This window comes from Pseudarthrobacter niigatensis (assembly GCF_030812615.1).
GTDB classification, from domain to species: domain Bacteria; phylum Actinomycetota; class Actinomycetes; order Actinomycetales; family Micrococcaceae; genus Arthrobacter; species Arthrobacter niigatensis.
Genome location: NZ_JAUSTB010000015.1, coordinates 38930 through 56908 on the forward strand (window position 1 = coordinate 38930; position 17979 = coordinate 56908).

Annotated in this window: 17 protein-coding genes, 6 tRNA genes and 1 riboswitch; of the genes, 12 read left to right on the forward strand and 11 right to left on the reverse strand. The window is 67.4% G+C overall.

Translation table 11 applies throughout. From position 1 onward, the window contains the following. Positions 1–37: 37 nt before the first annotated feature. A riboswitch (FMN riboswitch) is annotated at positions 38–186 on the reverse strand. Between the two features lie 39 nt (positions 187–225). The 6 genes from rpe to J2T23_RS17585 form a co-directional block, all read right to left on the reverse strand. Then, positions 226–903: a ribulose-phosphate 3-epimerase gene (gene rpe / locus J2T23_RS17560; protein ID WP_307362076.1), complete on the reverse strand. Its 678-nt coding sequence runs from the start codon at positions 901–903 to the stop codon at positions 226–228. Between the two features lie 80 nt (positions 904–983). Beyond that, positions 984–2600 (reverse strand): RsmB/NOP family class I SAM-dependent RNA methyltransferase, encoded by a 1617-nt coding sequence (locus J2T23_RS17565; RefSeq protein ID WP_307362078.1) that lies wholly within the window; start codon positions 2598–2600, stop codon positions 984–986. Further along, complete coding sequence (fmt, locus tag J2T23_RS17570; protein ID WP_307362080.1) at positions 2597–3517, reverse strand: methionyl-tRNA formyltransferase; 921 nt, start codon at positions 3515–3517, stop codon at positions 2597–2599. The genes J2T23_RS17565 and fmt overlap by 4 nt, the downstream gene beginning before the upstream one ends. Beyond that, positions 3514–4116 carry a peptide deformylase gene (def, locus tag J2T23_RS17575; RefSeq protein WP_141160754.1) on the reverse strand — a complete coding sequence of 201 codons (603 nt, stop codon included), beginning with the start codon at positions 4114–4116 and terminating at the stop codon, positions 3514–3516. The genes fmt and def overlap by 4 nt, the downstream gene beginning before the upstream one ends. 78 nt (positions 4117–4194) lie before the next feature. Beyond that, positions 4195–5049 carry a cytochrome gene (locus J2T23_RS17580; protein ID WP_141160755.1) on the reverse strand — a complete coding sequence of 285 codons (855 nt, stop codon included), beginning with the start codon at positions 5047–5049 and terminating at the stop codon, positions 4195–4197. 105 nt (positions 5050–5154) lie between these two features. After that, positions 5155–5226, reverse strand: a tRNA-Val gene (locus J2T23_RS17585). Positions 5227–5533: 307 nt separating this feature from the next. Between J2T23_RS17585 and J2T23_RS17590 the strand changes: the two genes are divergently transcribed. The 7 genes from J2T23_RS17590 to J2T23_RS17620 all read left to right on the forward strand — a co-directional run bounded on the left by J2T23_RS17590 (position 5534) and on the right by J2T23_RS17620 (position 7855). Beyond that, positions 5534–5606 (forward strand) — tRNA-Gly (locus J2T23_RS17590). Positions 5607–5653: 47 nt separating this feature from the next. Further along, positions 5654–5724 (forward strand) — tRNA-Cys (locus J2T23_RS17595). A 37-nt stretch (positions 5725–5761) separates the two neighbouring features. Next, positions 5762–5833: transfer RNA gene (locus J2T23_RS17600), tRNA-Val, on the forward strand. A 58-nt stretch (positions 5834–5891) separates the two neighbouring features. After that, positions 5892–5964, forward strand: a tRNA-Gly gene (locus J2T23_RS17605). 33 nt (positions 5965–5997) lie between these two features. Beyond that, a tRNA-Val gene (locus tag J2T23_RS17610) sits at positions 5998–6069 on the forward strand. Between the two features lie 147 nt (positions 6070–6216). Continuing rightward, positions 6217–6480 carry an antitoxin gene (locus J2T23_RS17615; protein WP_141160756.1) on the forward strand — a complete coding sequence of 88 codons (264 nt, stop codon included), beginning with the start codon at positions 6217–6219 and terminating at the stop codon, positions 6478–6480. A 142-nt stretch (positions 6481–6622) separates the two neighbouring features. After that, the gene (locus tag J2T23_RS17620) at positions 6623–7855 is read left to right on the forward strand and encodes a benzoate/H(+) symporter BenE family transporter (protein ID WP_307362087.1); all 1233 of its coding nucleotides are present in this window, start codon (positions 6623–6625) and stop codon (positions 7853–7855) included. Here the strand turns inward: J2T23_RS17620 and zapE are convergent. Next, a complete protein-coding gene (gene zapE, locus J2T23_RS17625) occupies positions 7852–8889 on the reverse strand; it encodes a cell division protein ZapE (protein WP_141181302.1) in 1038 nt (345 codons plus the stop codon). The genes J2T23_RS17620 and zapE overlap by 4 nt on opposite strands. Positions 8890–9104: 215 nt before the next feature. Between zapE and J2T23_RS17630 the strand changes: the two genes are divergently transcribed. Genes J2T23_RS17630 through ybaK form a run of 3 tightly spaced genes read left to right on the forward strand, consistent with a single transcriptional unit; the run spans position 9105 to position 11033 of the window. Next, complete coding sequence (locus tag J2T23_RS17630) at positions 9105–10031, forward strand: sulfurtransferase (RefSeq protein ID WP_307362090.1); 927 nt, start codon at positions 9105–9107, stop codon at positions 10029–10031. A gap of 27 nt (positions 10032–10058) precedes the next feature. Continuing rightward, complete coding sequence (locus tag J2T23_RS17635; RefSeq protein ID WP_141181300.1) at positions 10059–10511, forward strand: SufE family protein; 453 nt, start codon at positions 10059–10061, stop codon at positions 10509–10511. Between the two features lie 9 nt (positions 10512–10520). Then, positions 10521–11033: a Cys-tRNA(Pro) deacylase gene (gene ybaK, locus J2T23_RS17640; RefSeq protein ID WP_141160761.1), complete on the forward strand. Its 513-nt coding sequence runs from the start codon at positions 10521–10523 to the stop codon at positions 11031–11033. Between the two features lie 23 nt (positions 11034–11056). On the opposite strand, the gene J2T23_RS17645 is transcribed toward ybaK, so the two are convergent. The 4 genes from J2T23_RS17645 to J2T23_RS17660 all read right to left on the reverse strand — a co-directional run bounded on the left by J2T23_RS17645 (position 11057) and on the right by J2T23_RS17660 (position 16681). Continuing rightward, entirely contained in the window at positions 11057–12820 is a 1764-nt protein-coding gene (locus tag J2T23_RS17645) for a multicopper oxidase family protein (RefSeq protein ID WP_307362093.1), read from the reverse strand. A gap of 107 nt (positions 12821–12927) precedes the next feature. After that, positions 12928–13761 (reverse strand): SDR family oxidoreductase, encoded by an 834-nt coding sequence (locus tag J2T23_RS17650; protein WP_307362096.1) that lies wholly within the window; start codon positions 13759–13761, stop codon positions 12928–12930. Positions 13762–13794: 33 nt separating this feature from the next. After that, positions 13795–15366, reverse strand: a complete 1572-nt coding sequence (locus J2T23_RS17655; protein WP_307362100.1) for a succinic semialdehyde dehydrogenase — start codon at positions 15364–15366, stop codon at positions 13795–13797. Between the two features lies 1 nt (position 15367). Next, on the reverse strand, positions 15368–16681 hold the full coding sequence (locus J2T23_RS17660; RefSeq protein WP_307362102.1) for an alpha/beta hydrolase family protein: 1314 nt from the start codon (positions 16679–16681) through the stop codon (positions 15368–15370). Between the two features lie 152 nt (positions 16682–16833). Between J2T23_RS17660 and J2T23_RS17665 the strand changes: the two genes are divergently transcribed. Both J2T23_RS17665 and msrB read left to right on the forward strand, forming a co-directional pair. Continuing rightward, entirely contained in the window at positions 16834–17325 is a 492-nt protein-coding gene (locus J2T23_RS17665) for a hypothetical protein (protein WP_141160765.1), read from the forward strand. Positions 17326–17339: 14 nt separating this feature from the next. Further along, complete coding sequence (msrB, locus tag J2T23_RS17670; RefSeq protein WP_141181294.1) at positions 17340–17873, forward strand: peptide-methionine (R)-S-oxide reductase MsrB; 534 nt, start codon at positions 17340–17342, stop codon at positions 17871–17873. Positions 17874–17979 lie beyond the last annotated feature (106 nt).

The following is a 17979-nucleotide window of genomic DNA, read 5'->3' on the forward strand; positions in this document are numbered from 1 at the left end:
GAACGCTGCGGAGCCCAAAGGCTGCGCAGATACAGCTGTACGTGCTTCTCTCATCCAGACTTTAACTGTCGGTACCGGAATTCCACCGGTTCAACCGTCTGCCGGAATCCTCCTGGGAGGACACCGGCTCGCGGGTCGCGGACTGTCACCGCCGGTTCGGACTTACACCGACCCCGGAGCACGTATGTGTGTTGTTATTGTGCCACAACCCGGATGGCCTCCCGGTTATTCCGTCGCGGCACGTAATGTCCGGCTGCCCTTGGCGCGCAGCAGGTCGATCGCAGCGGACGGATCCTCGGCGCCATACACAGCGGAACCGGCCACAAAGACGTTCGCCCCGGCTTCGGCGGCGCGGGCAATGGTCTCTTCGGTAATGCCGCCATCCACCTGGATCGCAACCCCCAGCCCGGAACCCTCCACGGCCGCCCGGGCCCTGCGGATCTTGGGCAGGGTGATGTCCAGGAACGCCTGGCCGCCGAAGCCCGGTTCCACGGTCATGATGAGCAGCATGTCCAGTTCCACCAGCATGTCCAGGTACGGTTCCACAGCCGTCGCGGGGCGCAGGGCCATCCCTGCTTTGGCCCCCCTGCTGCGCAGTTCCCGCGCCAGCTTGATAGGCGCAACTGATGCTTCCGCGTGGAACGTCACGGAAGCCAGGCCGGCGTCCGCGAAACCTGGCGCCCAGCGGTCCGCGTCCGCGATCATCAGGTGCGCATCGAGCGGTACGGGGCTGACGGCCTGGATCCGCTGCACCACGGGCAACCCGATGGTCAGGTTGGGAACGAAGTGGTTGTCCATGACATCGACGTGCACGGCATCGGCATTGCTGATCCGCTGCAGTTCAGCCTCAAGGTTGACGAAGTCGGCGGAGAGGATGCTCGGGTTGATGCAGCACTGCGTCACGGAAATGCCTTTCGCTGGTTGTTCTGGTCCCACGGCATGGACCACGCCGTGGCTGCTGGGTGTCGCGCCGTTCCTGATGGTCAGGCTTTCTTCCTGATCAGGGCAAGGAACATCGCGTCGGTGTGATGGATGTGGGGCCAGAGCTGGGCAGTCAGCTCGTGGCCGGCACCAAGGGACCCGGTCAGGCTGACCGCGTCCAGGGCGGCCCCGGCGTCAAGGAGTTCAAGGTCGGTGCGCTTGCGCAGGACGTCTGATACCACCGCTGTTGTCTCCGCCGGATGCGGTGAACAGGTCACGTAGGCCACCACTCCCCCTGGCCGGACGGCGGCCAGGGCCGAGGCCAGCAGTTCGCGCTGCAATGGCCCGAGGTCCGCGATGTCCTTGGGCGAGCGACGCCACCGGGACTCCGGCCTGCGGCGAAGCGCGCCCAGGCCGGTACAGGGAACGTCAACCAGGACACGGTCATAACGCTCCGGCTGCTCACCGCCCACTTCACGGCCGTCGCCGGTGCGGACTTGCCAGCTGCCATGCGGCACGGCGGACAATGCCTGGCTGACCAGCTTGGCCCGGTGCGGCGCCGGTTCGTTCGCCAGCAGGGTGGCGCCCCGCTGGTGCGCCAGCGCACCCAGGAGCGCCGCCTTCCCGCCGGGACCGGCACAAAGATCGAGCCACGCTTCAGCGTCGCCGTCCACCGCCGGAGCGCTGACGGCCGCGCTTCCGTCCGCCGGCCCGCCAAGATCCACCGCGGCCAGGGCCCTGGCCACCAGCTGGGAACCGACATCCTGTACACGGGTGGTGCCGGCGCGGACGGAAGCCAGCCGGCCAAGGTCGCCGCCACTGGAAAGCGCTGAGCCTTCAACAAGCTCCCCGGGAGCGGCGCCACTTTCCAGTGCCTCGTCCAGGCTGCCCAGGCCGGGCAGCGCAACGAGGTTGACCACCGGGGCGGCGTTGTCAGCTTCCAACAGCTCATCGATCTCCGCCGCGGAGCGGCCGTGGGCCACGAGGGACTGGCGCATGGCGCGCACGATCCACTCCGGGTGCGCGTACTTCACCGCTGCTACCTTCGTAGCGTCGGTTTCGCCTTCCACCAACAGGTCCAGCCACTCCTCGAGGCTCCGGGCGGCGACCTTGCGCAGGACGGCGTTGATCAGTGTTGACGGTCCGGCGCCGATCACCGCGCGCGCGAGCCCCACGGTCTGGTCCAGGGCAGCGTGGGCCGGGACCCGCATGGCAAGCAGTTGGTGGGCACCGATGCGGAGCGCATCAAGGATGGCCGGGTCCAGCTGGGCCAGGGGACGGTCCACGCACCGTGCCAGGATGGCGTCATAGGTGCCTTGGTTGCGGAGTGCGCCATAGCTCAGTTCGGTGGCGAACCCGGCGTCCCGCTTGTCCAGGTGGTGGTGCCGGATCCGGGCCGGCAGCACGAGGTTGGCGTAGGCGTCCTCCGCCGCGACGGCGCGGAGCACCTCGAAGGCCACGAGGCGGGCGGGATCCGCGCGCCTGGTGCGCTGGGACGGAGCCTGCCCGGTGAAGCTCCGCTGCGGCCCGCGGTTGCGTTCGCGGCCCTTGGCGTTCCGCCGGCTGGCGTCCCGGGGACCGCCGTTGCCACGGCCGCCGCCGGCAGGTCCGCCGCTGCCGCCCTGCCCGCCTTTCCCGCCGCTGCCCCGTCCGCCTGTATTGCCTCCGGACCCGGTCATTCGAACACCACGCTATCCAGTGAAGCCAAACCGCGCGCCCAGTCGGGGGCGGCCATCATCTTTTTCCCGGCAGGCTGGATACGCGTCAGTTCCACCGCGTGCGACCCCGTTCCCACCAGCACGGCTTTGCCGTTCAGTTCCACGGCTCCCGGGGCCAGCCCGGAAACATCCGGCCGCAGCCGGACCGGCTCGAGCTTGACCCGCTGCCCGTTGAGCAGGGTCCAGGCACCGGGCTCGGGGGTGACGCCGCGCGCCTGCCTGCTGATGGCCAGGGCCGGATGCGCCCAGTTCAGGTGGCCGTCCTCCAACGTCAATTTCGGCGCGAGCGACACATCGCCGGCCTGTGCCTGCGGCGCTGCTTTTCCGGCGTCGATGGCGGACAGGGTTTGGGCCAGCAGGACCGCGCCGCTGTGGGACAGCCGTTCCAGGAGGTCACCGGCGGTGTCCTGGGCCTTGACGGCCTCGGTCAGGGTGCCGAAGACGGGACCGGTGTCCAGGCCTTCCTCCAGCTGGAACGTCACGGCGCCGGTGACGTCGTCTCCGGCCATGATGGATCGCTGGACCGGCGCCGCTCCGCGCCAGGCCGGCAGCAGGGAAAAGTGCAGGTTGACCCAGCCGTGCCGCGGGATGCCCAGGGCGTCAGGGGGAACCAGTCCGCCATAAGCGACGATGGCCGCGACGTCCGGCTGCACCGCGGCAATGCCGGCTATGGCATCGGCGTCGACGCGCGCCGCACGGATGACCTCGATGCCCAGTTCCGCAGCCCGCTGGGCAATGGGCGACGGCGTCAGCACGCGCTTGCGGCCCAGCGGCGCGTCGGGCCGGGTCAGGACGGCAACGACGTTGAAGCCGGCGTCGACCAGCGCGTCCAGGGATGGGACTGCGACGGCGGGTGTCCCCGCGAAGAGGACCCTCACCCGGCTGCGCCGAAGCTGGAGCCGGGGGTGCTGGTTCCACCAAAGCTGGCACCGCCGAAGCTTGACCCGACACTCCTGGCGCGTTTGGCTGTGGTGCGTCCGGCGACGGCGTCGTAATTGGCGTTGCGGATGGACCTCAGCGCCGCCTTCCTGTCCTCGCCCTCGAGGCGGTCCGTGTAGAGGATACCGTCCAGGTGGTCGTTTTCGTGCTGGAAGCAGCGCGCCAGCATCCCTTCACCGTCAATGGCGACCGGGTTGCCGTGCATGTCAACACCGGTGACGCGGGTGGCGCGGAAACGGCGCACCGGGAAGCCGAGGCCCGGGATGGAGAGGCAGCCCTCCACATGGTCCGGCTGGTAGTCCTCGCTGTTTTCCAGGACAGGATTGATGATGTGGCCCTCGACGCCGTCGATCCGGTACGTGAAGATGCGCTTGCTGACGCCGATCTGGGGCGCGGCGAGGCCGGCGCCTTCGACGTCCTCCATGGTTTCGGTCATGTCGGCGACCAGTTTGGCAAGGTCGGGTCCGAATTCCGTCACGGGATCGGCGACTGTGCGCAGCACAGGATCGCCGATGATGCGGATATTCAGAATAGCCATGCGCTGTGTGTCCTCACGGTTGGCGGCAAAAGGGAACCTGTCCAGTTTAGGTGCAGTCTCTCCACGTGCACCGTTCCGTTAGGCGGTGCGGGCCAGGGGTGGAGGCGCGATGGGCAACAGCGCGGTGCCGGCGCTGAGGGTGTCTGCGGAGAGCTCCCAGACGCGGCGCAGGGCGCAGAACTTCCACCAGTGGTGCTTAAGGACTTCCGGGTTGGCGCGGACCGGGCGGACTTCCGTCTCGCCGATGGCCACGGCCAGCAGGACCGGGTCCTCGCCGTACTTCCAGGGTTCCCAGGTCCCCGCTTCCGGGTCCACGAGGCTCTCTTCCGCCTTCATGCCGGCCACCAGCTGCATGACCACTTTGTCATCCAGCGGCTTGACCTGCCCGTCCCGCGTTGTTCCCTTGGTCTTGTAGTCGATCAGGCAGATGCGCCCGTTGATCCTGGCCACGAGGTCAAGTGTGCCGGCGTATCCCACTGAGTCGTTCCAGACCGTGATTTCCGGAGCGATGGGCTCCACGCGGAAGAGCTCCCACCATTCGTCGAACCGAACAGCGAAGGCTTCCTCACCGTTGGCGGCCAGCGCCTCGCGGGCTTCCTTCATGGCATGGGGGCGGCCCAGTGCCCTTAGTGCCACCTGTTCGCAGTAGTTGTGGACACGGTCTCCGCGGCGTGCGGCGTCATCCCGGTAGGTTTCGGCGGCTTTGGCTGCACGGTTGATGGCCTGCTTGATCTTGGCAGGGCTCCCCAGGCAGTCGGACAGCAGCGGATCGTTGGCCAGGCTGCTGGCGCCCATGTAGCCGAACCAGCCGTCGAGCCCATGCGGCTGCTGGCTGATTACCGTGGTGATGGAAGGCACCGAGAACTGCTCAGACGTTGACCGTGCGTACATCCGGCCGTATTCGGTGGCGTGGGCGAGAAGCGGATCAGTCATACAAAAGACTCTTTCACAGGGGGCCGACAAAAGCTCCGGGGGTCCGGAGCCGCACACAAAAAAGGTCCGTTTCCGCTGCTGATGAGCGGAAACGGACCTCTGCGGTGGGCGATACTGGGTTCGAACCAGTGACCTCTTCGGTGTGAACGAAGCGCGCTACCACTGCGCCAATCGCCCCGATGCATTTGAATGCTAGCCCACGTCTGCCCCAATTCAAAAATCGGTGATGCCGCAGCCCGGAGCGCTCCTTCCCCCGGCCTGCCGAACGCGGCACCTTCCAATCCCTTGACCCGGGAAGCCAACCGCCGCCGTCGGAAATTACACGCCTGTAACTCGACAAAATCCGCGTGGACGCTGGGAAGGACGGCGGTTCGCAGTTGCGCGACTCCCTCCGATTTGGAGTTTCCCGGAACCTCCTATATTGTTTTTACTCGTTGGAACGCGAGGAAATGCCGGAAACGGCAAGGAATCAAGCCTCCAAAATGCGGACGTAGCTCAGCTGGTAGAGCACCACCTTGCCAAGGTGGATGTCGCGAGTTCGAATCTCGTCGTCCGCTCGCAGGACACTGTCACGGCAAACATTCTTAGGAATCGGCGCCAGCACGGTGGGTTGGCCGAGAGGCGAGGCAGCGGCCTGCAAAGCCGTATACACGGGTTCGAATCCCGTACCCACCTCGGTGAAAACCAGGGTTTCCGGAGTTCCGGATGCAATGGGCGATTGGCGCAGCGGTAGCGCGCTTCCCTGACACGGAAGAGGTCACTGGTTCGATCCCAGTATCGCCCACTCGGCAAGGCAACTTGCCGGCAGTACCACCGGATCCTCCGGAACAACCTGCACAAATGCGGACGTAGCTCAGCTGGTAGAGCACCACCTTGCCAAGGTGGATGTCGCGAGTTCGAATCTCGTCGTCCGCTCTCTTACATCCCACAGCCGGTCTTCCGGTTTCGGGGCGATTGGCGCAGCGGTAGCGCGCTTCCCTGACACGGAAGAGGTCACTGGTTCGATCCCAGTATCGCCCACACACGAACAGCAGCTCTCCGGAGCTGCTTTTTTCGTTTCCGGGTATCCGCTGCAGGCGAACGGGATTCCCTTGGCACGCCTCCCGCGCCCGGCTAGGATCGAATGCGCGAGGAGCGACCTGGCTCCGCGATAGAAGGGAGGTGTCCGTGGGTTTGATTGACGATCTTAAGGGCAAGGCTCAGGGTCTCATCCGCGGCAACGAGCAGGCTATCAAGGACGGCATTACCAAGGCCGGCGATTTCGTCGACACCAAGACCGGCGGCAAGTACGCAGGCCACGTCGACAAGATCCAGGATGGCGCTTCCAAGCTTGTTGACCAGAACGGCACCCCGGGGCACGCACCTGCCACCGAGCAGGTTCCCCCGGCAGCTCCTGGCAATCCGGTTCCGCCGGTAGACAGGGCTCCGTAAAGGATTCGGCCAGGGCTCTTGCCCGGCACGTCAAGGAGGTGCGGGTCCCGCCGGGAGGCGGCACCCGCACCTTTGGCGCTTAACGGCTTCTTCCGGAGCTCCCGATTGCCGGTTGGGAAACCTGCGCCGGTACCCTGCCGGTATGCCCAAGTCCCCCGCACCCGCAACATCCGCCGGTCCCGGACTGGTCCGGACCGATTCCAGGCCGGCCATCGCCGGGATCGTCACCGCATTGGTCGGATTCACCTCATCGTTCGCTGTTGTCCTGGCCGGCCTCACGGCGGTGGGTGCCAATCCCGCCCAGGCGGCGTCCGGCCTGCTGGCGGTGACGCTCACTGTCGGCCTCGGCGTACTCTTCCTCTCGTGGCGTTCCCGGGTCCCGGTAACCCTGGCCTGGTCCACACCGGGCGCAGCGCTGCTTGCTGCATCGGGAGTGCCCGACGGCGGGTGGCCGGCCGCCGTCGGAGGCTTCCTTGGGGCGGGGCTGCTGCTGGCGCTGACCGGCCTGGTGCCTGCGCTCGGCAGGCTGATGGCCCGCATCCCGCCATCCCTGGCCCAGGCCATGCTGGCCGGTGTCCTGCTCCAGCTCTGCCTGGCACCGTTCAAGGCCCTTGGTTCGGTGCCCCTCTTCGTGGCACCGGTGATCCTGTGCTGGCTGCTGATGATGAAGTTCGCCCCGCGGTGGGCGGTGCCCGCCGCCCTGCTGGTTGCATTGGGCGTCATCGGAGTGTCGCTGGCGTCGGCAGGAACGCCCGTTGCACCTGCCGCTTTGGTCCCGGCACTGGCGTGGACCATGCCTACATTCAGCGTGCAGGCCATGGCCGGAATCGCAGTACCGCTGTTCGTGGTGACCATGGCCTCCCAAAACATTCCAGGGGTTGCCGTCCTCAGGTCCTTTGGCTACGAAACACCGTGGCGGCCGGCCATGCTCGTTACCGGGGCAGGGACCCTCGCCGGTGCACCCTTCGGCGGGCACGCCATCAACCTCGCCGCACTCAGCGCCGCCCTTGCGGCCGGGGAGGAAGCGGGCGCGGACCGCAGCCGCAGATGGATCGCGGGCTTCACGTCCGGCGCGGCGTACCTGGTGCTGGCAGCCTTCTCGGCGGCCCTGGTATCGCTGGTCAGCAAGGCACCGGCCGGGATGCTTGAAGCCGTTGCCGGGCTGGCACTGCTGGGCACCCTGGCCTCGGCCGCCTCGGCGGCGCTGGCGGACGCCGAGGACCGGATTGCCCCCGCCGTCACGTTCCTGATGGCCGCCTCCGGCCTGGTATTCGGCGGGATCGGGTCGGCCTTTTGGGCGCTCCTGGCGGGCCTGGTGGTCCGGCTGGTGCTGCAACCCCGGCCTGGTGGCCGGGCCGGCAGGAAGTCCGCCTAGGAAGGCTCGTGGTTCTGGCCTTCGCGGGCCAGGGCGGTCAGGCGGGACACGGCGCGGAAGTACTTCTTCATGTACCCGCCGGCCATCATTTCCTCGGTGAACAGCTGGTCGAAGGGGACGCCGCTGGCCAGGATGGGCACGTCCTTGTCGTAGAGCCGGTCGGCAAGGACGACGAACCGCAGTGCCACGGCCTGCTCCGTGATGGTCTCCACGTTGCGCCACACCACGCCGTCGATGCCGTCGACCAGTTGGCGGTAGCGGCTGGGGTGGACACCGGCCAGGTGGTGGATGAGGGTGGAGAACTCGTCCTGGGCCACCGTCTTCCCGTCGAACTCCGCCTTCATGTGCGCATTGAGTTCGCTGTTCTTCAACGGTGCCGGTGCGGCAGGGAGGCCGCGGTGCCGGAAGTCCTCGCCGTCGATGCGGATGACGTCGAACTGGTCCGCCAGGACCTGGATCTCACGCTGGAAGTCCACGGCGGCGAAGCGGCCGTCGCCCAGGGAACCGGGCAACGTGTTGGACGTGGCGGCAAGCTTGACGCCGGCGTCTGCCAGTTCACGCATGAGCCGGGACATCAGGACGGTGTCGCCCGGATCGTCCAGTTCGAACTCGTCGATGCACACCAGCTGGTAGCTGCTCAGGGCATCGACGGTTTTGCGGAAGGAGAGGGCACCCACCAGGTTGGTGTACTCGACGAATGTACCGAAGGCCTTGGGTCCCGGTGATGCGTGCCAGAGGGACGCCAGTAGGTGGGTCTTGCCCACACCAAAACCGCCGTCCAGGTAGATTCCCGCCCTGGATTCGTCCTTCTTGCCGAACAGCTTCTTGAACAGGCCGCCCCCGTTACCTGACCCCACGCCGTCGGCAAATCCCTCAAGGGCACGCACGGCGGCGGCCTGGCTGGGCTGCTTGGGGTCCGGGCGGTAGCTGGAAAAGGAAACCTTTCCGAACCGGGGCGACGGGTAGAAGCCCTTGAGGAGTTCATCCACCGAAACTGCCGGAGTGCGGGCGGCAAGCTGTTCGATCTGTACCAAGGTGGTCCGTTCTGCTGGTGGTTGGTCCCCAGAAAGGATACCGGCAATGCGGGCCGTACCCGGTTGGAACGCCGCCCAGCCGCCCCGGAGCGTGACGAAGGCAACATTTCGCCCTATTAACGGAATACGGACAACCCTTCAGGCGCTGGCTAGGGTGGGAACAGGTTCCAATGCATGTTCCACGGTTTCCCGTGCTCTTACTGAAAGGCCAAGCCATGCCATACCCGGTTGAACAGAATGAGAAGTTCGCAGCCTACGCCCACCCGGAGCGGCTCGTTTCCACCGACTGGCTCGCGGCCGCCATCAGCAGCGGCGCAGTGGCCAACGGCGACCTCATCGTGGTCGAATCCGACGAAGACGTTCTCCTGTACGAAACCGGCCACATTCCCGGCGCGGTGAAGATCGACTGGCACACGGACCTGAACGACGAAGTTTCCCGGGACTATGTGGACGGCGCGGCCTTCGCCGAACTCGCGGCGTCGAAGGGTATTTCCCGCGACAGCACCGTGGTGATCTACGGCGACAAGTCCAACTGGTGGGCCGCCTACGCCCTCTGGGTCTTCACCCTGTTCGGCCACCAGGACGTCAGGCTGCTGGACGGCGGCCGCGACAAGTGGGTTGCCGAAGGCCGCGAACTGACCAAGGACCGGCCTGCTCCCGCTCCCGGAAACTACCCCGTGGTGGAGCGCAACGACGCCCCGATCCGCGCCTTCAAGGACGACGTCCTGGCACACCTGGGCACCGGCCCGCTGATCGATGTCCGCTCCCCCGAGGAATACACCGGACAGCGCACCCACATGCCGGCCTACCCGGAGGAGGGCGCCCTGCGTGGCGGCCACATCCCGACGGCAGCCTCCATCCCCTGGGCCCGCGCGGCCGCCGGGGATGGCACCTTCCGCAGCCGGGAAGAGCTGGCCGCCATCTACCTGGGCGAGGCCGGCCTGGCCGAGGGCGACGACGTGGTGGCCTACTGCCGCATCGGCGAGAGGTCCAGCCACACCTGGTTCGCCCTGAAGTACCTCCTGGGCTTCGAGACCGTCCGCAACTATGACGGATCGTGGACCGAGTGGGGGAACGCCGTCCGTGTGCCGATCGTGAAGGGCGCTGAGCGGGGTTCCGTTCCGGTCGCCGTCGGAGCCTGACCACGCCCCCCGCGTAGACTTGGAACGATGACTACTCAAGCTTTGCCTTCCGCCCTGGCGGCAATCGTGGACGACTTCCAGTCCGTGTCCGAACCCGAGAGGCTGCAGCTGTTGCTGGAGTTCTCGGAGGGACTTCCGGAACTTCCGGACCGGCTGAAAGACCACCCTGAGCTCCTTGAGCAGGTTGTGGAGTGCCAGTCGCCGCTGTTCCTCACCATTGAGACGGGAACCAACGACGACGGCGCGGTCCGCCTGTTCTTCAAGGCGCCGCCCGAGGCACCCACCACCCGCGGTTTTGCCGGTGTGCTGCACGAGGGGCTGGATGGCCTGACGGCGGCGGAGATCCTGTCCGTGCCCGACGACATGCCGGAACTGCTCGGCCTCACCCGCGCCATTACCCCCCTGCGCATGCGGGGAATGACGGCCATGCTGGGCCGGATCAAGCGCAAGGTCGCCGCAGCATCCAGCAGCCGGGCCTGACCACGCTCCATGGCACGCAGGAACAACTCCCAGGGAACCCCGGCCACAGCGGCACTGACCGCGGCCGGGGTTCCCTTTGTGCTGCATCCGTACACCCACGACCCCTCGGCAGCGAGCTATGGCACGGAGGCCGCCGAAGCTCTGGGGATCGACCCGTCCCGGGTCTTCAAGACCCTGGTGGTGGACGTGGAAGGCAGGCTCGCGGTGGGCATCGTCCCGGTGAGCGGCACCCTTGACCTGAAGGCCATGGCGGCGGCGCTGGGCGCCAGGAAGGCAGCCATGGCCGATCCTGCGGCGGCCCAGCGGCGCACCGGCTACGTACTGGGCGGGATTTCCCCTCTCGGCCAGAGGCAGCCCTCCCCCACTGTCCTGGATTCCAGCGCCGCGGCACTGGACACCCTGTTGGTGTCCGGAGGCCGCCGCGGCCTGGATATTGAGCTGGCCCCGGCTGACCTGGCCAGGCTGACGGGCGCCGTCACCGCGCCCATCAGCTCCCTGGCCGCCGGCAATCCCCGGTCCTGACCACCCGGTCCTGGTACGGGCAGCTACTTGATGGTGTAGCGCTGCATCATGTCGTTGTCCTCGTGCTCCAGGATGTGGCAGTGCCACACATAGTCGCCCTTGAACGATGAGCCAATCGCCAGGGGCTTTCCGCCTGCCGCCCCCGCACCGAAGGGAACCCGGATCCTGGTGACTTCGCCCGGGAGCGCCACCACGGTGTCCTTCCAGCCCTGCTCGTTGGCGGCCGCGTCCCTGGGCCGGCCAATAAGGAAACGCTCGACTTCCACCGCTTTGCCCCGTCCCGGCGTGACCAGGCCGGTGGCGGGATCAATATAGCCGGTCTCCTCCAGGTAGGCGTCCGCATGGAATTTTTGCCGGTTGAGCACCTGGAACTGGGTGAAGTGCAGGTGGATCGGGTGGGCGTCCTCGGTGGTGTTGATGAGCTCCCACTGTTCCAGCGTGTCGCCCTCCACCTCGGTGGTGTCCGGGCTGTCGAACATCCTGTTGTTCAGCAGGGCCATCACGGGAACGCCGTCCGTGTTGGCTACCTCCACGAGCGCCATCCGGCGGATTTTCGCCGGCGCTGCCTCCCGAAGGCTGGTGACTTCCCCGCCCTTGTCCCGCAGCCGGGCAGGCAGGGGCACGGTATAGCCGGTCCGGGACGTCACGGTGAACTGCATGACCTGCGGGAGCGGGATGGCGCCGCCCGCCACGGATTCCGGCCCGTCCGGGTACGGCACCCGGGCGCTGTTGCGCAGGACCACCCGCGATCCGGCCCGGAGCCCGGCAAAGTCCACTACGAGATCCGCCCGTTCCCCCGGGCCAATCACCAGCCGGTCCAGCCGGACGGGCGCGTTGAGGAGCCCGCCGTCGGACCCGATCTGGTAAAAAGCCAGTGCCGGGCCGCCGGCGTCGAACGTGAAGTCGTAGAACCGGGCGTTGGAGCCGTTGAAGACGCGGAAGCGGTACCGGCCTCGGGCGACATCGAGGTTCGGCCGGACTTTGCCGTTGACCGTCGCCACGTCCCCGAAGAACTCGGGCGCCCAAGGGCGCGGGGCCCCGTCCGGGCCCTTGAGGTCCGGGTTTGGCGGGTAGGCGAGCGTACCGTCGGGGTTGAACATCTTGTCCTGGATGATCAGCGGCACCTCGTACGGCGGTGGCGGAAGCTGCGTGCCGTCCCCGGTGTCGATCCCGTCCCTCAGCAGGTAGCTGCCGGCAAGTCCTGCGTAGACATTCAATCGGGTCATTCCAAGCGCGTGGTCGTGGTACCACAGCCCGGCAGCCTCCTGGTTGTTGCCATAGTGGTACGTGTAGGAGTCGCCGGGCGCAAAGGCCTGGTCCGGGCCGCCGTCCGACTGCGGGCTGACGTTGCCGCCGTGCAGGTGTACTGACGTCCGCGGCCGCTTCGCATCGTTGCTGCCGCGGGGGATCAGCTCGCTGTCGATGGCGGAAGCCAGGGGATGGCATTCGGCTGCGTTGCGGACCTTCAGCTCAAAGGGAACTCCTTTCCTGGCGATGATGACGGGCCCAAGGTAGGTCCTCGAAGAGCCGGCCTCCTGGTAGGCCAAGGTATTCGCCGGGCCCATGTTTTCCTGGAACCGGTGGGAGGCGTTACGGACCCACAGCGCGGTACGGCCTCCGCCCCGCATGTCCAGGACGCCCAGCTCGGCCAGGGTGGGCAGTTGCTCGGTGAACATGGCCTGCTGGCCGGCCGCAGGACCGCGCGCCGCGGCTGCAGATATGCCGGGCGGGGCCAGGAGTCCCGCCCCGGCCACAGCTCCGGCCTGTAACAGTTGTCGTCGTGTCATGCGCATTTCGGGGCCCCATTTCTTCGCAGGTTTCCCCCCTTGAGCAGCAGGATAGACCTCTGCACCGGCCTGTCACAGGGTCACGGGCCCCGCAGAAAGCTGCGGGCCTACCCCGAATGTCCTCCGGTCCTGCCCGGGGCGCGGCCGGTGAAGTGGTCCATGGTCCGGTTGACTCCCAGGACATCCATGAGCCGGTCAAAGACGCCGACCGGAAGCACCCGCAGGACCGGGAGCAGGTTCACGAGGGGCGGCAGGACCAGCTTCCGGTGCCCGGCCTCGATCGCGTCGAGGACCCTGGCTGCCACGTCCTCTTCCTCGAGGATGGGGAGCAGGAGGGGCCAGCGGGTCCGGACGCCGTCGAACATCCCGGTGTTGATGTAGAACGGGCACACCACCAGCGTGTTGACGTCCGCGCGGTCCGCCCGGAGCTCCGCGCGGAGTGACTCGTTAAAGCCGACGGCGGCGAACTTGCTGGCGGAGTAGTCCGTCTGCCGGGCGACTCCCACCAGGCCGGCGGCACTGGCGACGGTGACCACGGTGCCGCGCCGGCGCTCCACCATCCCGCCCAGGAAAGCGCGCGTGACCCAGTACAGGGCCAGGACGTTGACGTTCATGGTCCGTTCGATGGCGTCTTCCGTGGCATCGAGGAGCCGCTGTCCGCTGACTACGCCCGCATTGTTGACCACCACATCCACCGTGCCTGCCTCTGCCGCGGCAGCCTTGACCGCGTCCCGGTCAGTCACGTCCACGTACTGGGCGTCGGCCTGGCCGCCGGCCGCCCGGATCTCGTCGCACACCGCCGCGCCCGCTGCCGCATCCACGTCCCAGATCACCACCCGGCTCCCGCGCCGGGCGGCGCCGAGCGCCATGCGGCGGCCCAGCCCGCTTCCGCCTCCAGTGACCAGCAGTGTTGCGCCGGCAAGTCGGGTTCCTTTGGCCATCCCAGTTCTCCTCGGTTCTTGGTTCTGACTGTGTCAGCGGTTTCGGGGCAAGCGGCCCATCAGCGTGATGGCGCCTTTCATGATCCGCGCGTAGGCGTGGTTGGACATTCCCGGGGCGGGGGCTACCGGGAGCAGCCGCTGCACGGAGATGGTCTGCGGTTCCGTGTATTTGAGGATGCCCTCCCGGCCGTGGCGGCGGCCGGCACCGGAGTCCTTCATGCCCCCGATCGGAGCATCATGGGATGCCCAGGTGGCGGCGTAGCCTTCGTTGACGTTGACAGTCCCGGTCAGCAGCTTTCGGGCCACCTCTTCGCCGTGGGCGGCGGACCAGACGCTGGCGTTGAGCCCGAATTCCGAATCGTTGGCCTGGGCGACTGCTGCATTGTCGTCTGCGGCACGGTAGACGGCGACCACCGGCCCGAAGGTCTCTTCCCTGGCGAGGAGCATGTCGTCCGTGATCCCCGTCAGGACGGTCGGCTCATAGAACAACGGGCCCAGGTCCGGCCGGCGCCGTCCGCCTGTGAGCAGCTGCGCGCCTTTGGCGAGCGCATCCTGGACATGGAGGTCCACCCGCTCCACCTGTGCCGCGCTGATGAGGGACCCCATGCCAATCTCCCAGTCCGGCCCGGCGCCCATGCGGATCCCCTCCACCTTGGCGGTGAACGCCGCAAGGAACCTGTCATGGACGTCGGCGTGCACGTAGATCCGCTCGATGCTGACGCAAAGCTGCCCTGAGTTGGAGAAGCAGGCGTACACGGCACCGGCGGCTGCCTTGGCTATGTCGGCGTCCGCCAGTACCAGCATGGGGTTCTTCCCGCCCAGTTCGGCGGAGAAGCCGATCAGCCGCTCCGCGCACTGCCTGGCGACGGTCTTGCCGGTCTGGGAGGATCCGGTGAACATCAGGAAGTCCACCTGCCCGATCAGGGCAGGGCCTATGGAGCTTCCCGGCCCGGTGACGATCCGGAACAGGTCCTCCGGAAGGCCTGCCTGCCTGAGGAGTTTGAGCATCAGCAGCGCCGTGAAGGGCGTCTGTGAGTCAGGTTTCAGGACGATGCCGTTGCCCGCGAGCAGGGCCGGGATGGCGTCCGAAACGGCAAGGGTCAGTGGATAGTTCCAGGGGCTGATGACCCCTACCACCCCCTTCGGAATACGGTATTCGGTGGTGCGGGTCAGGACCGGAGCCGCGCCCTTCCGCCGGCGTGGGCGCAGGTGCCGCCCGGCGTTGCGTTCGTAATAGCGGGCTGTGAGGATGACGTCCGCGAACTCCTCGAAGGCGCTAAGCCGGGACTTGCCGCTCTCTGCCTGCACCAGGTCAAGGATGTCCTGCTCCCTGTCCAGCAGCAGCGCAACGAACCGCGCCACCACGGCACGGCGTGCGGCCAGGGAGCGGGCCGCCCAGAGCTGCTGCGCCGTCCGGGCAGTCTCGACGGCGGCCCCGACGTCGTCCTGCGTGCTGATGGGTACTTCGCCAAGCAGGGTGCCGTCGAAGGGGGCGTGCGAGGCCTGGACCGGCCTGCCCGGGGATGACGCCACCAGGGCCGCCAGGCCTGCGGCCAGTTCCCTGCCACGGTCGGTTACGGCTCCCGCCGGACGTTGTTTCGGCACCTTACGCTCCCGCGGGCGTCGGGCGGCCCGGCGTGTTCGAGTTAAGGCCCGGGTCCGGGCCGGATCCCGGGTTGAGGCGCGGCGCGAGCTGCTGGCGCAGCCACGCCTTCACCAGCCGCTCCCAGCGCTCGGGGTCCACGTTCCATTCCTTGGTGTGGCGGGCGTGGTTGAACGTCTCGAACGTGACCATCTCCGGGTTCCGTTCGGCCAGCAGGGCCGAGGGTCCGTACGGCACGTACTCGTCGTCGACGCTGTGGATGATCAGGCTGGGCGTCCTCAGCTCCACGGCGCGGGAGACCCAGTCCATGACTTTGAGGTCCACTGGCGCCGAGAGACCCGTGAGCCGCCGTCCCAGCGGGTGGCCCAGCATCAGCTGCCCATACTTGCCCACCAAGGACGGAATCCGGTTCAGCTGCGCATGGTGCGCCAGCACCGTCACCCAGTCAATGACCGGCGCGTCCAGCACCATCGCCCGGATCAGGTGGCGGTAGCGGGAGAGATCGGCGGTCTGCAGGCAGATGGCCCCTCCCATGGACCAGCCGAACAGGACAACTTCCTCGGCACCGTTGGCCAGGGCATACCGGATGGCGGCTTCAATGTCCTGCCACTCGGTGGACCCCAGGCCGTACCGTCCGTCGTCCGCCGAGGGCGCCAGCCCGTCATTCCGGTAGGACACCAGCAGGCTGGTCAGGCCCAGTTCCAGGGCCGGCCCCACCGCCCGGAGCGCTTCCTGGCGGGTTGCCCCGCGGCCGTGCACCATGATGGCCCAGGTCCGCGCGGTTCCCTTGGCCCGGACCAGCCAGGCGGGGGCTTCACCGCGTTCAACGGGGACCAGGACGTCCTCGGCCGGAATTCCGGCGGCGGCCGGGTCCGGGTAGGTGGCCCCGCTCCACCAGCCCCAGCGTGCAGTGGAAAGATCCCCGCTGTAGACGGCTTCCACCTCGCGCAGCACCGTCCGGTCCGCCGGCGAGTAGGAAACGATGCGGCCGATCCGCGCATGCCCCTTCCCGCCGTCGAAAAAGAATCCATAGACCCCGTCCACCGTGGTGTCCTCATTGGCGGCCAGGATCACCTGCTGCTTTTGCCCGTCGCGGATCACGGCCAGGACTTCCTTGTCCGCCGTCCGCTGACGGGCAGGGGTGATGACCCGGCGCGCGAAGTACACGGCGAGCGCCGAGGAGCCGGCCCCCAGCAGGCTCGCCACCGATCCCCCGGCGATGGCTCCCCCAATGGCCCACTTGGCTCCCGGCGACACGCCGCTGGTATCCCTGGAAGGTGCAGTCACTGCAGGGCGCGCTCGCCGGAAAGGTGCCATGTGACTATTGTTACCGGCACCGCCGCAGATGCCTGCATTCGGGAACCGGACGGGAACGGCGCGGCAAGGTCAAGGCGGAACCGGAAGTGGGCCGGAACCGGCGGAATGGCCAGTCAGTGCATGTGGCACGCGGGCGGGACTAGGCTAAGGCCATGAGTGATCCCATCGTCATCCTGACTGAAGAACCCCTCGGCGCGGACGACCGCCTGAACATTGAACGGCTGGTGGACGGCGCGGACAGCCGCCTGGTGGTCCTGGTGCCGGCGAACACAGAGCGCCACCTGCTGGTGGACTTCCTCGAGAACCTGTCCATGCTGGACGTTGCCAAGGCTTTCCGCGAACTGGCGGCACGCAACCCGGACGCCGCCGCAGAGCGGGCCCAGGCCGGCGAGACCCTGGCCGCTTCGCTCGCAGCGCTGCAGGGACTGGGCTCGGACGTGACCGGCCAGGTGGTGGACGGAAAGGCAGTGGACGCCCTGGTGGCCAAGGTCCGGGAAACGGGCGCCTCGCAGGCAGTGGTGATCACCAGGCCGCACGCCGTGGCCGACACCTTCCACACCGACTGGGCCAACAAGGCCCAGGACCAGCTCGGAGTGCCCGTGCTCCACCTCTATGCAGGTTCGGGATTTATCGGCGACTCCTAGGCGTTGGTAAAACTATGAGCATCTTTGGAAACAGCATCTTCGGCAACAAGGCACCGGGCGTCGACGGCGGGACACGGCAGGGCACCGCGCAGGAGGCTGCGGCCCAAGCCGGGTCCGTCGCGAAAAGCGATACCCAGTGGCGTGAGGAACTGACCCCGGAGGAATACCACGTCCTGCGGCAGGCCGGCACGGAACGGCCCTACACGGGAGAGTACTGGGATACGCACACGGAGGGCACGTACCAGTGCCGCGCCTGCGGCGCTGAGTTGTTCACGAGCAACGAGAAGTTCGATTCCCATTGTGGCTGGCCGTCCTTCTGGGCTCCCCTGGCCGAGGGCAAGGTCCGCTACATCCATGACCGGACCCTCGGCATGGAAAGGATCGAAGTCCGGTGCGCCTCGTGCGACTCGCACCTGGGCCACGTATTCGAAGGCGAGGGTTACGGCACCCCCACGGACCAGCGCTACTGCATTAACTCCGTCTCCCTCCGGCTCGTCACCAAGGATGAGACGGAAAACCAGGGGGCAGACCATGGGGCGCAGGGCTAACGGGGCGTAGCCCTGGATCCACGGATCCCACAGCCAAAGCACGGTCTCGATCCAGCAGGCAACGGCACTAGGCTAAGTTCTGCTTATGCAAAGGCCGTCCGGGCAT